The organism is Bradyrhizobium genosp. A (assembly GCF_049949275.1).
Classification (GTDB): domain Bacteria; phylum Pseudomonadota; class Alphaproteobacteria; order Rhizobiales; family Xanthobacteraceae; genus Bradyrhizobium.
This window is the reverse complement of record NZ_CP188196.1, coordinates 2,666,360-2,681,229: the sequence shown is the minus strand read 5'-3', so window position 1 is coordinate 2,681,229 and position 14,870 is coordinate 2,666,360. Positions and strand designations below refer to the sequence as shown.

The 14,870-nt window shown below is 65.1% G+C and carries 13 protein-coding genes; 2 read left to right on the top strand and 11 right to left on the bottom strand.

What is annotated here, in order from left to right:
• Positions 1-25: 25 nt before the first annotated feature.
• The 8 genes from ACP2YP_RS12450 to ACP2YP_RS12415 all read right to left on the bottom strand — a co-directional run bounded on the left by ACP2YP_RS12450 (position 26) and on the right by ACP2YP_RS12415 (position 9,026).
• Positions 26-1,105, bottom strand: a complete 1,080-nt coding sequence (locus tag ACP2YP_RS12450) for an isocitrate/isopropylmalate dehydrogenase family protein (protein WP_426424452.1) — start codon at positions 1,103-1,105, stop codon at positions 26-28.
• A 135-nt stretch (positions 1,106-1,240) separates the two neighbouring features.
• On the bottom strand, positions 1,241-2,308 hold the full coding sequence (locus ACP2YP_RS12445; protein ID WP_426424451.1) for an alcohol dehydrogenase: 1,068 nt from the start codon (positions 2,306-2,308) through the stop codon (positions 1,241-1,243).
• Positions 2,309-2,383: 75 nt separating this feature from the next.
• Entirely contained in the window at positions 2,384-3,355 is a 972-nt protein-coding gene (locus ACP2YP_RS12440; protein ID WP_426424450.1) for an ABC transporter ATP-binding protein, read from the bottom strand.
• Positions 3,352-4,344 (bottom strand): ABC transporter ATP-binding protein, encoded by a 993-nt coding sequence (locus ACP2YP_RS12435; protein ID WP_426424449.1) that lies wholly within the window; start codon positions 4,342-4,344, stop codon positions 3,352-3,354. Before ACP2YP_RS12435 ends, ACP2YP_RS12440 begins: the two co-directional genes overlap by 4 nt.
• The gene (locus ACP2YP_RS12430; protein ID WP_426424448.1) at positions 4,341-5,210 is read right to left on the bottom strand and encodes an ABC transporter permease; all 870 of its coding nucleotides are present in this window, start codon (positions 5,208-5,210) and stop codon (positions 4,341-4,343) included. The genes ACP2YP_RS12435 and ACP2YP_RS12430 overlap by 4 nt, the downstream gene beginning before the upstream one ends.
• Positions 5,197-6,147, bottom strand: coding sequence for an ABC transporter permease (locus tag ACP2YP_RS12425; RefSeq protein WP_426424447.1), 951 nt, complete (start codon positions 6,145-6,147; stop codon positions 5,197-5,199). Before ACP2YP_RS12425 ends, ACP2YP_RS12430 begins: the two co-directional genes overlap by 14 nt.
• 7 nt (positions 6,148-6,154) lie before the next feature.
• Positions 6,155-7,699, bottom strand: a complete 1,545-nt coding sequence (locus ACP2YP_RS12420) for an ABC transporter substrate-binding protein (RefSeq protein WP_426424446.1) — start codon at positions 7,697-7,699, stop codon at positions 6,155-6,157.
• Between the two features lie 130 nt (positions 7,700-7,829).
• Entirely contained in the window at positions 7,830-9,026 is a 1,197-nt protein-coding gene (locus tag ACP2YP_RS12415) for a CaiB/BaiF CoA transferase family protein (protein WP_426424445.1), read from the bottom strand.
• Between the two features lie 184 nt (positions 9,027-9,210).
• On the opposite strand from ACP2YP_RS12415, the gene glgA reads away from it, so the two are divergent.
• Positions 9,211-10,626 (top strand): glycogen synthase GlgA, encoded by a 1,416-nt coding sequence (gene glgA / locus ACP2YP_RS12410; protein ID WP_426424444.1) that lies wholly within the window; start codon positions 9,211-9,213, stop codon positions 10,624-10,626.
• A 6-nt stretch (positions 10,627-10,632) separates the two neighbouring features.
• Here glgA and ACP2YP_RS12405 read toward each other — a convergent pair whose 3' ends face one another.
• Positions 10,633-11,580 carry an oxygenase MpaB family protein gene (locus tag ACP2YP_RS12405; protein ID WP_426424443.1) on the bottom strand — a complete coding sequence of 316 codons (948 nt, stop codon included), beginning with the start codon at positions 11,578-11,580 and terminating at the stop codon, positions 10,633-10,635.
• An 84-nt stretch (positions 11,581-11,664) separates the two neighbouring features.
• Positions 11,665-12,813, bottom strand: a complete 1,149-nt coding sequence (locus tag ACP2YP_RS12400) for a patatin-like phospholipase family protein (RefSeq protein ID WP_426424442.1) — start codon at positions 12,811-12,813, stop codon at positions 11,665-11,667.
• Positions 12,814-13,014: 201 nt separating this feature from the next.
• Between ACP2YP_RS12400 and ACP2YP_RS12395 the strand changes: the two genes are divergently transcribed.
• Positions 13,015-13,902: a LysR family transcriptional regulator gene (locus ACP2YP_RS12395; protein ID WP_426424441.1), complete on the top strand. Its 888-nt coding sequence runs from the start codon at positions 13,015-13,017 to the stop codon at positions 13,900-13,902.
• A gap of 16 nt (positions 13,903-13,918) precedes the next feature.
• On the opposite strand, the gene ACP2YP_RS12390 is transcribed toward ACP2YP_RS12395, so the two are convergent.
• Entirely contained in the window at positions 13,919-14,635 is a 717-nt protein-coding gene (locus tag ACP2YP_RS12390; RefSeq protein ID WP_426424439.1) for a peroxiredoxin-like family protein, read from the bottom strand.
• Positions 14,636-14,870: the final 235 nt, after the last annotated feature.

The window sequence follows — 14,870 nt, the reverse complement described above, 5'->3', positions numbered from 1 at the left end:
CGAAACCCTGTGGCGCAGTCCACTCCTACAGCGCCGCAAGCACCGCTTTGGTAATATCGGCCGTGCCATTGCTGCCGCCGAACTCGATCGGCTTGAGGCCGCCGGCATAGACCTGATCGACCGCGCGCTCGATCTGCTCGCCGGCTTCCGCCGCGCTCTCGACGCCGTGCTTGTCGGCGAACCAGTCCAGCATCATCGCCGTCGACAGGATCATGCCGGTGGGATTGGCCTTGCCCTGCCCCATGATATCAGGGGCGGTGCCGTGGCACGGCTGGAACACGGCGTATTTGTCACCGATGTCGGCCGACGGCGCCATGCCGAGGCCGCCGATCAGGCTCGCGGTGATGTCGGACACGATGTCGCCGAACATGTTCTCCATCACCATCACGTCGAAATCCCAGGGACGCTTGACCAGCATCGCCGCGCAGGCGTCGACATAGAGGCGATCGGTTTTCACCTCGGGATGCTGCTTCGCGATCTCGTCGAAAATGCCGCGGAAGAACGCAAACGCCTTGAACACATTCGCCTTGTCGACGCAGGCGAGCGATCCCGGCTTGCCGCGCGCCTTGCGCCGTTCGGCGAGACGAAACGAGAAATCGAACAGCCGCTCGGAGGTCTTGCGCGTGATCACCATGGTCTCGCGCGCGTCGTCGTGGGTGACCACGCCCTTGCCCATCGAGGCGAACAGGCCTTCGGTAGATTCGCGGATCACGACGAGATCGATGCCGCGCTTGTCTGCGCCGACGATCGGGCTCGGCACGCCCGGAATGAGCCGCGCCGGGCGCACGCCGGCGTAGAGATCGAAGATGAAGCGCAGCTCGATCTGCGGCGCGATCTCGGTATTATCGAGGTAACGCACCGACGGCAGGCCGCAGGCCCCGAGCAGGATCGCGTCCGCCTCCTCGCACAATTTGATGGTGGAATCCGGCATCGACTTGCCGGTGGCGAGATAATTGTTGGCGCCGGCGGGCGCCTCGGTGAAGCGGAAGCGCAAGTCCGACTTCGCCTCGATCCTGCGCAGCACCTCGAGCGCGGGCGCCATGACTTCGGGACCGATGCCGTCACCGGCGAGCACGGCGATGTGGAAGGCGTTGTTTGCGGACATGGGGAGTTCCTGCGCAACGGAAGATGTGGCTCGTCATTGCGAGGAGCGAAGCGACGAAGTAATCCAGACCGTCTCCGCGGATGGATTTCTGGATTGCTTCGCTCCGCTCGCAATGACGTAAGAGAGAGCGACGAACTACGGCGTCAGCACCGTGCGCCCCACCACTGCGCCCTGCTGCAACTGCACCAGCGCGTCGTTGGCCTTGTTGAGCGGCGCCTTCGTCACCGGGATCGGCGCGACGTTCTTGGCGCGGACGAGATCGAGCAGCTCCTGCGTCTCGCGCAGGTTTCCGACATAGCTGCCCTGGATCGTCACCGCCTTGATCGGGATCAGCGGCAGCGCCCAGGTCGCGCCGCCGCCGAACAGGCCGACGATGACGAGCTTGCCGCCTTTGGTCAGGCAGTCGAAGCCGAGCTGTGTCGTCGCAGCGTTGCCGACGAGGTCGATCACGGCGCGGATCGGGCCACCGGCTTTCTTCGCCAGCTGCTCCAGCGCATCCGGCGCCTTGGGATCGACGGTGGCGAGCGCGCCGGCCTTCTCGGCGGCCTCGCGCTTCCTGGCGTCGATATCGGCCATGATCGCGCCCTTGCCGCCCATCGCCTTCAGCAGCGACAGCGCCATCAGGCCGAGCCCGCCCGCGCCGAACATCACGATCGGCGTATCAAAATGCTGCTCGACCTTCTTCAGCGCGCTGTAGGTGGTGACACCCGAACAGGCGTAGGGCGCGGCCGACGCGGGATCGAGCCCTCTCAGATTGAGCAGATAGCGCGGATGCGGCACCAGCATGTGGTCGGAATAGCCGCCGTCGCAATAGACGCCGAGCGAGCGCGGCGTCAGGCACATGTTCTCGTCACCAGCGAGGCACGTGGCGCATTTGCCGCAGCCGATCCAGGGATAGACCAGACCGACATCGCCAAGCTTGAGGCCGCCCTGGTCGGTCGGCTTCACGTCGGGTCCGAAGGCCAGGATCTCGCCGACGGTCTCGTGGCCCATGGTCAGCGGCAGATTGATGCCGCGGTCCTTCAACGACAGCGGCTTGCGGCCATGGCCGAGATCGTAGCCGCCTTCCCAGATGTGGAGATCGCTGTGGCAGACGCCGGCAGCCTTGACCCCGATCAGCACCTGCGTGCCTGATGGTTGCGGCGTGGCCTCGTCGAACTCCTGCAGCGGCGCCTTGAAATCAGCAACCTTGAAACTCTTCATCGGCGTCCTCCCGGCACACTCTTCGTCGCACCACCATGCCACGGGCAGCGGGGCGAGACAAACCACCGTCTTGGTTCAGACGAGCGGATGGTGACAAGCCGCGAACTGGCCGGGCGCGACCTCGCGCAACTCCGGCATCTCCGCGCTGCATCGCTGATCCGCCCGCGGGCAGCGGGTGCGGAAGCGGCAACCCGACGGCGGCGCAATCGGCGATGGCGGCTCGCCGGTCGCAACGCTTTCGACGGGACGCACGTCCGGATCTGGCACCGGGATCGCCTGCAACAGCAGGTCCGTGTAGGGATGCGCGGGCTTTGCGAACAATTGCTCCGATGGGGCGACCTCGCAGAGCCGGCCGAGATACATCACCGCGACGCGGTCGCTGACGGCTTTGACCACGGCAAGGTCATGCGCGATGAACAGCAGCGTCAGGCCGAACCGCGCCTTCATCTCCTCCAGCAGATTGAGGATCTGCGCGCGAATGGAGACGTCGAGCGCCGAGACCGGCTCATCGCAGACGATGAACTCGGGGTTGAGCACGAGCGATCGCGCAATGCAGATGCGCTGGCACTGGCCGCCGGAAAACTCGTGCGGCAGGCGCCCCGCCACGAGATCGGGATCGAGCCCGACCGCAGACAGCACCTCGTGAACGCGCTGTTTGCGATCGGCGGCATCCTTGACGCCGGCAATGATCAGCGGCTCGGCGACGATGTCACCGATGCGCCGGCGCGGATTGAGCGAGGCGATCGGGTCCTGGAAGATCAGCTGCACGCGGCGCCGCATCTTGCGCAGCGCCTCGCCTTCCATCGCGGTGAGATCTTTGCCGTCGAACAGCACGCGGCCGCTCTTGGCGCGGCGCAATTGCAGCACCGCTCGGCCCAGCGTCGACTTGCCGCAGCCGGACTCGCCGACCAGCCCCAGCGTCTCGCCGCGCGCGACGTGAAGGCTGACGCCCGAGACGGCGTGAACAGTCTTGTTGCCGAGACCGTACTCGACGACGAGATTGTCGACGCTCAGCAGCGGCTCATGATGCGCGGCCAACTGCATCATGCGCCAATCCCTTCCGTGATCTGGATCGGGTGGAAGCAGGCATAGAGATGCCCCGGCATCTCCGCGCTCTTCAATTCGGGCTTGGCCTCGCGACAACGGCCCGCGACGTAGCGGCAGCGCGGCGCAAAGGAGCAACCTTTGAGCGGTCGGGTCGGATCGGGCGGCCGGCCGGAGATGGCAGGCAGCGGCGTATGCGGCGCGGTGTCCAGCTTCGGGATCGCCGCCAGTAGCGCCTCGGTGTAGGGCATGTGCATGCGCTTGAACAGCGCCTGCGTCGGCGCGCGTTCCACCACCCTGCCCGCATACATCACCGCGACCTCGTCGGCGCGGCCGGCGACCACGCCGAGATCGTGGGTGATGATGATCATCGCCATGTGGCGGCGGCGCTGCTCGCGCGCCAGCAGATCGAGGATCTGCGCCTGGATGGTGACGTCGAGCGCCGTCGTGGGTTCATCCGCGATCAGCAATTTCGGCTCGCAGGACAGCGCGATCGCAATCGCGATGCGCTGGCGCATGCCGCCGGAGCATTGATGTGGATATTGCGCCAGCCGTTGCTCCGGCGCGGGAATGCCGACGGCCGCCAGCAACTCGATGCTGCGCTTCCGCGCGGCGGGCGCGTCGAGCTCGAGATGCTCCTGGATCGTCTCCATCAACTGCGTGCCGATCGTGAGCACCGGATTGAGCGAAGTCATCGGATCCTGGAACACCACCGCGAGCTCGCGCGCGCGCAGCCGTCGCAGGCTTTCAGGCGCGAGCCGGACCAGGTCCTGGCCGTCGAACATGACGCGTCCCGTGAGACTCGCCTTCTTCGGCAGCAGTTGCAGCACCGCGCGCGATAGCATGGTCTTGCCGCAGCCGGATTCGCCGACGATACCGAGCGTGCGGCCCGCCTCCAGCGACAAGTCGACATGGTCCACTGCACGCAGATTGCCGCGCGGGGTCGGCAGCTCGACCGCGACATCCTCGATGGTCAGGAGCGGCAGACTCACAGCGCCCCCTGACGAGGGTCGGTCAGCGCCCGCATGGCGTCGCCGACGAGGTTGAACGCCAGCACGGTCAGGAACAATCCGGCCGCCGGCAGGAAGGCCAGCCGCGGCGCGACGTCGAGGCTGTCGCGTCCCTCGCCGATCATGCTGCCCCAGCTCGCCATCGGCGGCGGCACGCCAAGCCCGAGAAAGGACAGCGCGCCCTCGACCACGATGGTGACGGCGACGCCGAGCAGGAAGAAGGCGAGCAGCGGCAGGATCACGTTCGGCAACAGCTCGCGCAGCAGGATGCGCGCATGACTGGCGCCGAGCGCCTCAGCGGCGATCACGAATTCGCGCCGTGCCAGTGTCAGCGTCGCCGCGCGCGCCACCCGCATGAAGGCGGGAATGCCGAGCACGCCCAGAATCACCGTGAGATTGGGAATGGACTGGCCGAGATAGGCGGTCACCGCGAGCGCAAAGATCAGCGGCGGAAAGGCCAGCAGCACATCCATGCTGCCGACCACCAGCGTTTCGAACCGTCCGCGGAAATAGCCGGCGAGCAGGCCCAGCGCACCGCCGAGTGTCAGGCCGATCATCGGCGCGATCAGCCCCACCGTCAGCGACACGCGCGCGCCAAAGATCAGCCGGGCAAACTCGTCGCGGCCGAGGCCATCGGTGCCGAGCCAATGTTCGCTCGAGAATGCGGCGCGGCGCTCCAGCATGTCCATGTCTACAGGGTTCTGCAGTGGCAAAAGCGGCGCGAGGATCGCAAGCGCCAAGATGACGGCGAGCCAGAGGCTCGCGATCCAGAACAGCAGGCCGAGCTTGCGCTTGCGTCTGACCGGCGCCGACACCTCGTCCTGCATCAAGAGCTCAAGCGTGGCCATGGCGGATCCTCGGATCGAGCACGGCGTAGAGCATGTCGACGATGAAGTTCACGATGACGAAGCCGCAAGCCACCAGCAGCACCACGCCCTGGAGGATGACGAGGTCGCGGGTATAGATCGCACCGACCAGCAACCGGCCAATGCCGGGCAGTGCGAAGATCGATTCCACGATCAGCGTGCCGCCGAGCAGGCGGCCGATATTGATGCCTGTGACCGTCACCAGCGTCAGCGACGACGGTTTCAGCGCATGCACGAACAGGATGCGCGAAGGCTTCAGGCCTTTTGCTTTCGCCAGCGCGATGTAGTCCTCCTGTAAGGTCGCGATCATGTCGGAGCGCAGCACCCGCATGATGCCCGGCCATTCCGCCAGCGCCAGCGTCAGCGCCGGCAGCACGAAGAAGCGCAAATTGGCCAGCGGCGCCTCGGTGAACGGCACATAGCCGGTCGCCGGCAGCCAGTGCAGCTCGACCGCGAAAAGATAGATCAGCAGGATCGCCACCAGAAAGGACGGCATCGACAGCATCGCAAAGGCGCTGCCGGTCATGAAGCGGTCGAACGCGCCGCCGGCGCGCGCGGCGCAGGCGATCGCGAGGGGAACGCCGATCAGGAGCCCGATGAACTCGGCCATCAGCATCAATTCAAGCGAGACCGGAATGCGCTCGCTGACCGCCTGCAGCACGGTCTGCCCGGTGCGGAACGAGCGGCCGAGATCGCCCTGCAGCACATGGCCAAGCCAGCTCAGGTAGCGCCACCAGATCGGCTGATCCAGCCCCATGTCGTGGCGAAGCGCGGCAACCTTCTCCGGCGTCGCCTGATCGCCGAGGATGACATAGGCAAGATCGCCCGGCAGCAGCGAGGCGATCAGGAAGGTCAGCAGCGAGACGGCGAGCAGGACCGGAACAACGTACAAGAAGCGGCGCGCAACGAAGGCGACCATGCGCAGGCTATTCCTTCCAGACGCGGGACACGTCGATCATCCCGCTATACATCTTGGGCAGCCCTTTGATGTTCGCGCTCGATACCGCGAGATACGTGTTCTGGAAGGTCCAGAACCAGATCGCTTCCCCGTTGATCACGTGCGTGGCCGCACAATAATCCTCTATGCGCTTGTCGACCTCTGCGGTCACGCGCGCGCGCTCGAGGAGCTTGTCCAGCTCCGGATTCGAGTAATTTGCCAGCGCGACCGGGCTGCCGGTGTGGAAGTTGGCGAACATCTGCGGATCGGGATCGGCGAGGTCGACGATGCGCCATGGGATGAGCTGGAATTGCCGCATGAAGGCACGTGGCGGAATGGTCGCCTGATCGACCTGCTCGAGCTCCATGCTGGCACCGACATTTTTCCAGAATTGCTGCAACACCTGGCCAATGATACGGCCGCGCGGCGTCGCCGTGACCACCATCTTGAACTCGACCGGCTTGCCATACTCCTTGATCAGGGCCTTGGCCTTTGCAATGTCGAGCGGCAACGCGCCGTCATCCTTGCACTTGACCCACGAGCCGTCGCCGTACGGGTTTGTCGCAGGCTTGGCGAGCCCGTTGGTGATCGCCTGTGACATCTTCTTGCGGTCGATCGCCATCACCAGCGCCTGCCGCACCCGGACGTCGTCGAACGGCGGTGTCTTCGTATTGAAGGCGTAGACCTGAGCGCCCGAGCCCGTGTAGCTGTGCACGGTCAGCTTCGGATCCTTCTGAGCCTTCTGAATGTTGTCAGGATCGTATTCGTCGTCCCAGATGAGGTCGGCTTCGCCCGACTGCAGGCTTGCAAAGCGCGACTGCGCGTCGGGCAGCGGCTTCAGGATGATGCGATCGAGATAGATCTTGTCCTTGTCCCAATAGTCGGGATTCCTCTCCAGGATCATGCGATCGCCGGCGCTCCATGACTTCAGAATATAGGGCCCGGTGCCGACGGGGTTCCGGTTGTAGTCGTCGCCTTTTGTCTTCCAGGCGGTCGGCGAATGCACCGCGGCGTTCTGGTTGGGGTAGGACACCAGCGTCGGATAATTCACGGAGGGATCGTTGAGATTATAGACGACCGTCAGCTCGTCGGGCGCCTGAACGTTATTGACGGCAGCAATGTAGAATGCGCACCGGCACTTGTTGGCGGGATCTTTCTGCCGGTCGAAATTGGCCTTATACGCCTCGGCGTTGAACGGCGTCCCATCGTGGAACTTGACGCCGGGGCGCAGTTTGAACGTCCAGGTCTTGAAGTCGTCCGAATGCGTCCAGGACAGCGCAAGCTTGGGCCGCGCCTCGCCCTTGTCGTCGAGATAGGTCAACGTGTCGAAGATGCCGGCCGCCGGGGTGAGCGCAGCCGCGTCGTACACGCCAACCTTCAGCGGATCGAAGCCGGGAACATCGAGCTCTAGGCCGACGGTGATGCTGCCGCCTGCCTTCTGGGCCTGCACTGGGGTAGCCAGCGGAAGGAGCACAAATGCCGCAACCAGGAAAATCGGCGCGCGCTTGCACGCCGCAGCAGCAATGTTCGTCATGGTTCCTCCCGGGATCCTCGTCCGATGTTTCGGATCGGTGAATGACTTGGAGGCAAGATTGGCGACAAATGCTCGCCACGGCAAGAGGAACACACGGGGTTCGATGCCGCATGCGCGCGGCGTGACGGGCTCAGCCCGTCGCTTCTGTTTTGCCTGACGGAATTGGCGCCTTGTCGCCGAGGCCGATTTCGTCGCGCAGCGCGTCCGTGTGCTCGCCGAGGACAGCGATCGTCTCGCCCGGGGTCGTGTCGGCGCCCGTCATCCGGAACGGCAGATTGAGCACCTGAAACGAGCCGCCTCCGTCTTCCACGGACGAGAGCGCCTGCCGGTGCGCGAGCTGCGGATCGGCCAGGGCCTCTTTGATGGTGCGATAGGCCGAGGCCGGCACGCCGGCTGTGCTTAAATCCACAAGGCATGCATCGGTCGTGTGCGGTTTCGACCAGGCCTCGACGCCGTCCATCATGTCGGCCCAGTTCTCGCGCCGCGGGGCGTAGGTCGAAAAGCGCGGATCGGAGATCCATTCGGGCCGGCCGATCACACCCATCAACGCCTGGAACGTCTTCTCGCTGGCCACCGTGATCATGACATAGCCGTTGGCCGTCTCGGTCGGGCCGAACATCGGGCGCGGCGGCGGCGTCACCGCGAATTGCGAGCTTTGCAGCTCGATCACCGTCAAGGTCAGCATCGACTCCAGCATGGAGACGTCGATGTGCTGGCCGAGCCCGGTCACCGTGCGCTGGTAAAGCGCAGACGCGATCGCGCCGAAGCCATATGTGCCGGTGACGACATCGGCATGATAGATGCCGCAATAGTCCGGACGGTTACGACCGGGCTGGTAGGCGAGATGCGCCATATCATAACCCGAAGCCGCGTGGATCACCGGCGCGTAGGCCGGCAGCTCGGCCGAGGGACCGGTCTGGCCATAGCCCGAGATCGAGCAATAGATCAGCTTGGGATTGACCGAGCACAGGCTGTCGTAGTCGAGCCGCAGCCGGCGCATCACGCCGGGCCGAAAATTCTCGACCAGGATGTCGGCGGTGACGACCAGCCGGCGGACCGCCTCCCTGCCGTCCTCGGATTTGAGGTCGAGCACGACGCTCTTCTTGCCGACATTGAGCTGGCCGAACACGGTGCTGCAGCCCTTGCGCAGCGGCGGCCGCGTCCGCATCGTCTCGCCGCCGTCGGTCTCGATCTTGATGACCTCGGCGCCCATGTCGGCGAGGATCCGCGCGCAATGGGGGCCGGCAATGGTGGTGGAAAAATCCAGGACGCGCAGGCCGGCGAAGGCCTTTGTCTTCGTGTCTTCGTGCTTATCTGGTAGCTGCATCCCCGGCCCGTCCTCAAGGAACTATCGTTGTTCTGTCTTGTTGGTGCGCCGACCCTAGAGGGCGGCAGCTGACTAGGAAAGTCTTTACCGAACGAACGCATCTCGTGGGCAGGCTGCGATTTCCAGGGGTAACTGGACCCGATCTTGCATAGCAGCAATCGGGATCGGAAGAGGGCAATCGTTCTTGAGGGTCTTGTTCGTTACCACAGAGATGGACGATTTTGTCCGCGTTGGCGGACTTGGCGCCGTTTCCGCCGCCCTCCCGAGAGCCCTGCGCCCCTTCGCCGATATCCGGATCATGCTGCCCGGCTATCGCGACATCATCGAGCAACTGACGCATATTCAGGTTGTTGGCCGCTGCCCGGCATTTGCGGAAATGCCGGCCTGCTCGCTCGGTCGGGCCGCGACCAAGGACGGCCTGCCGGTTTACGTGCTGTTGTGCTCACAACTCTACGACCGGCCCGGCAATCCATATGGCGATGAGTCCGGGCGCGACTGGCCCGACAACGACATCCGCTTCGCGCGCTTTGCCTCGGCGGCCGCTGAGCTTGCCATGGGCAAGCTGGACAAGAATTGGGCAGCAGACCTGGTCCATGCCAATGACTGGCCGGCTTCGCTCGTGCCGGCCTACCTCGCGTGGCGCGGCGCCAAGCTGCCGTCGATCCTGACTATCCACAACCTCGCCTATCAGGGTCTCTTCCCAAAGGAGTCGCTGCGGCGAATTGGCGTCCCCGAAAGCTCCTTCCACATCGACGGCGTCGAATTCTACGACCAGCTCTCCTTTCTCAAGGCAGGCCTCGTCTACGCCTCGCACCTCACCACCGTCAGCGGCACCTATGCGCGGGAGATCACGACGGAGGAATTCGGCTGCGGCCTCGAAGGCCTGTTGCGCGTCCGCTCGGATGCGTCCGAGCTCACCGGTATCCTCAACGGCATCGACGAGAGCTGGGACCCGCGCTCCTGCGCCCAGCTCGCGCAGCAATTCGGCGCCGGCGACTGGGTCGGCAAGAAGGCCAATGCGGATTATGTGCGCAAACAGTTTGGCCTCGCGGTCTCGCGCGGGCCGATGTTCGCGATCGTCGCGCGCCTCGTGCACCAGAAGGGCATCGACCTCGTGCTGTCGGCGGCCGACGAGATCGTCGACGCCGGCGGGCAGATCGTTGTCACCGGCTCCGGCGAGCCGGCGCTCGAGCAGGCGCTGATCGACGCCCATCGCCGCCGGCCCGACGCCATCGGCGTCACCATCGGCTTCAACGACGCCCAGGCGCGGCGCATCTTTGCCGGCAGTGACTTTACATTGATGCCGTCGCGGTTCGAGCCGTGCGGCCTCAGCCAGATGTACGCCCAGCGCTTCGGCTCGCTGCCGATCGGCCACCAGACCGGCGGGCTGGCCGAAACCATCACCGACGGCGAGACCGGCTTCCTGTTCTCAAGACCCTCGCACGAGTCTTTCCTCGGCGGCGTCCGCCGCGCCTTCTCCGCCTTCATGGCCCAGGACCAGCTCGACAGCATGCGTCGCAGCGCCATGGGCCGGTCGTTCTCCTGGAGCATCTCGGCCGGCAGCTACAGCGCGCTGTATCGGAAGCTGGCGGCTGTGTGAGCAACGCTACTTCCCGCGCATGTCCATCTGAGGCCGGCCGATCCAGGCGCGGTTGAGGCAGCGGGTCATCCAGTCAGGGTGCAGCTCCCCTCGGAGCCGCGCCTGTCCTTCCTGATAGGGGCCGACGTAACGCAGCCGGTCGGGCAGTTTCGGATAGACCCGCTTGATCCATCGCAGCGCATTCTCGGCCGACCTCTTGTCACGTGCATCAAGCTCAAACCCAAAGCCTGCGCGCAGCCGCTCCGGCAGCAGGCTTGCCGTGAGCGCGCGATACCATCGCGGCGGTCGCAGCCACGGACGCGCACCGCCAAAAATCTGCGCGGCGATCTCGCGTGCTGCCGGGCTGACGGTCAGCGTGTCCGACTGCGCCATCGCTGCAGTGTAAGCCGCGAAGCCGGACCAGTCCGCCGGCAGATCATCGCCCGTCAGACCGAACAAGGCGCCAAACGTCCGGCTCTCGGTCCAGTAGCGCTCGCGCTCCTCCACTGCGAGCGGCGGCAGAACCAGATCGTGCGCCATCAGCGCGGTCTCGACCAGCGTCGCGTGAACCCAGCGCAGCGACGGGATATCGTTGGCGCAATAGCGCGAGCCGGCCGCGAAGGGACCAACCGTCTCCGGCATCTCGCCGACGATCATGCTGTGACGCCGGTGCAGCTGCCGCGACGACAGCATGGCCCGGTCGAGCGAGCCGAACACCATGGCAAAGACGATGTCGAAAGTGCGATGGAAGCGGCCGATCGGATCGGCAAGGGTCTTGGAATGCTCGGCGATGGCGGCGGCGACCCAGGGGTGAGCCAGTTGCAGCAACAGCGCGCGGCCGGCGCCGAGAAAGATGACGGCCTCCTGGTCGAGCCGCCAGGTCACCGTGTCAGGGCCAAACACGCCGGGGACAGGTCCCGCGGCGCGAGCGCGGACCTGATCGAGGGCCAATTCCAGATCGTTGCCGGACACCACTTGCAGAGCCTTTCGACTGCGGACCGGTGCCGACGATCCGCAAGACCTGTGGCAATTCCATGAAGCGAGCGGCGGCTTGCGGCGCTATTCCGCCGCCAGCGGCATCTCGTCCATGTGCTCGTGCAGTACTACGCCGGACAACGGATCGAACTCGCCGACCCACGGCTTTCGCGCGAGCACGGACCTCGTGTGGGCGTAGCCCGCATTCCAACGCCGCGTGATCCCCGACGGGCTGAAGTCGATGTCCTTGGTATGGGTCTCGCGCTCGAGCTGCGGCGCCAACAGCCGCACCACATGCATGCGGGTCGAGCAGCCGTAGCCGATCAGCTCCCTCACCGCGGGATCATTGCGGTCGCTCTCAGGCAACCGCGCCGCAAGCTGGTTGATGACGTGGCGCAGGCGATGGGCCTGCTGCTGGCGGACGATCTGGCTGGCGATCCGGCTCGAATACTGTACGTCCTTGTGACGGTTCATCACCTCCGCCATCGTCGTCGGCTCGCCGCCGATGGGATTCCACAGATGCACGGAGAAGATCAGAGAGTCCCTGCGCGGATTGTCGTCGAACACGGCTTCCGTCGGCGTGTTCGACAGGATCCCGCCGTCCCAATAGAGGTCGCCATCGATGCGCACCGCCGGGAAGGCAGGCGGCAACGCGCCCGAAGCCATCACGTGCTTCACCGTCAGCTCGCCGTCGCGGCTGTCGAAATAGCGCATCTGGCTGGTGCCGACATGAGCCGCCCCGACCGTCAGTCGCGGCGCGCAGCGATTGGCCAGGTCGAAATCGACCAGCTCGCGCAGGGTTTCCTCCAGCGGCGCAGTTGAATAGAATCCGGCGTGATCGGCGCCGAGCGGGTAGGTCTCGCTGACATGTGCCAGCGGATTGGGCCGGAAGAAGCCGGCAACGCCGTGGGTGACGGTCGACCAATAGGCCAGCTTCTCGTTGAAGCCGGGAAAGATGCTGCCCGGACCCCAGACCGGTTTCTGCTCCATCCGTTTCCAGAATTCCCTCAAACGCGCGAGCCGGTGCTCCGGCGCGTTGCCTGCAATGAGGCTTGCATTGATGGCGCCGATCGAGGTGCCGATCACCCAGTCCGGCTCGATGCCAGCCTCGTGCAGCGCCTGGTAGACGCCGGCCTGGTACGAGCCGAGCGCGCCGCCGCCCTGAAGCACGAGGACGACTTGACCCGGAAGGTCAGCACCGTTGCCCAGCGAGTTGCCTTGCATACCGTTCATGGTTCGCTCCTGGTGAGCCCGCTCTGGTCCAATATTCGTCGAACGCGGTGGTATTGTTACGCCTGATCGTTTTACGAGATCGCGGGACCTTTTGAAATGCCGGCTGGCTTCCAAGTCCATACGTCCGAGCTATCGCGGGCGGGATGTCATTTCCGGCTCCGATCGGCTAGATTTCGGGCCAATCCTGCCGGGAGCTGATCCATGGAAATGCACCAGGTCCGCTATTTTCTCGCAGTGGCGCAGCTCTTGAATTTCACGCGCGCCGCCGAGGAATGCAATGTGACGCAGCCATCGCTGACGCGTGCTATCAAGCAGCTAGAGGCCGAACTCGGCGGCGACCTGTTCCGCCGCGAACGACCTGCTGCGCAACTGACCGAGCTCGGCCAGCGCATGCATCCGCTGCTCAAGCAGTGCTATGACGCTGCGAGCGGCGCACGCTCCCTGGCCTCCTCGTTCAGGAGCGGCGAGGTCGGTGCGCTGCGCATCGCGTTGACGCATTCGATCGACCTGTCGTTGCTCATTCCACACCTCAACGAGATCAGGCGGCAGTTCAACCGGCTCGAACTCCGCTTCCTGCGCGGGACCAGCCGCGAGGTCGGCGAATTCCTGAAGAAGGGCGAGGCCGAGCTCGGCATCGCCGCCGAGATCGACGAGGCCTGGGACCGGCTCGACACCTGGCCTCTGTTCACGGAGACGTTCGATCTCGTCGTCAGCCGACACCACCGCCTTGCCGGCCACGATACGATCGTGGCGGACGATCTGCGCGCGGAGCAATTGCTCGGCCGCAGCTATTGCGAGCATTCCCGGCGTATCTCGGCAAGCCTGCGCGAGTACGGCGTCGATCTCGAGCACGGCCACGAGATTTCGAGCGAGCGCGACCTGATCGAGCTGGTGGAAGCCGATATCGGCGTCGCCATGATGCCGCGTACCTCGCCGGTACCGGAGAGCCTGAGGCGCACTTCGGTCGCAGGCCTCGACGCGCACCGCACCGTCAGCCTCTACGGCGTGGCGGGCCGGCAACGCACAGCGGTCGCCAATGCTGTCATGCGCATGCTGCGCGGTGCGGATTGGCGAGAGATTACGGGCTGAACCCGCAGCCCACCATTCAGCGTTCCCGGCTCGCGCTCTCCAGTGCCGCGAGCAGATCGTCGATCTCCATGCGCTTGCGGAAATCAGGATCGACAAAGCGGGCCCTGACGATGCCGTCGCGGCCGACCACGAACACGGCCGGGATCGGGAGCATCCAGCCGTCATTGCCGTGAAACTTCGCCATGTCCTGATAGGACAGCAATTGCTGGATCTCGGTGCCGAGCCAAATCGCAAGGTTGAGCGACAACGCATAGCCATTGTCGAGATCGGTCAGGATCGGAAACGGCGCGTGCGACTCGGCCTTCAGGTGTTCGGTGAATTGCCGGGTTTCAGGCATGATCGCGACGACCTGCGCACCCATCGCTCTGATCTGCGCATCGGCCTGGGCCACCGCCCGCATGTTGAGGCGGCAATAGGGACACCAGTGCCCGCGGAAGAACATCACGGCGACCGGGCCCTGCTCCACTAGCGTGGGCAACGCAACGAGGCGTCCGCTTTCATCCGGCAGCATGAACGGCAGCATCGCATCGCCCGGGCGCGGCGAGGTCTCGCCGCCACCATTCCCGTTCAAGCGCGCTACCAGGCGATCGACCGCCTCGCCATAGGCTGGAAAAACCTCGCGGCTGGCGTCGGCATAGGCGTGCAGCTGCTCGTTCAGGGTCCCTTCCATGTCGCGGCAGCGCTGGAAAGCGAGCCTGAGACGTTCGGCATCGGCTGGCGAAAGTGATGTCATCTCCGGCTCCGGCATCGGGGGTCGCATTATTTTTGTGTTCCGCCCCTTGTGCAAGGGGGTGACGGCTATCCAATGCCCGCCCCTGGGCAGACGGAAATGCCGATCCCCAATCGGTTCGATAGCCGCCGCGCATCGCGCCGCCATAGCGCAGCGCTATCGCACCGAAAGCGAAACGGCATTTCAGAGCAGGCGCCGTCTCGCAGATGCTCCTGCCATAGCCCGCGACCAGCGAGGT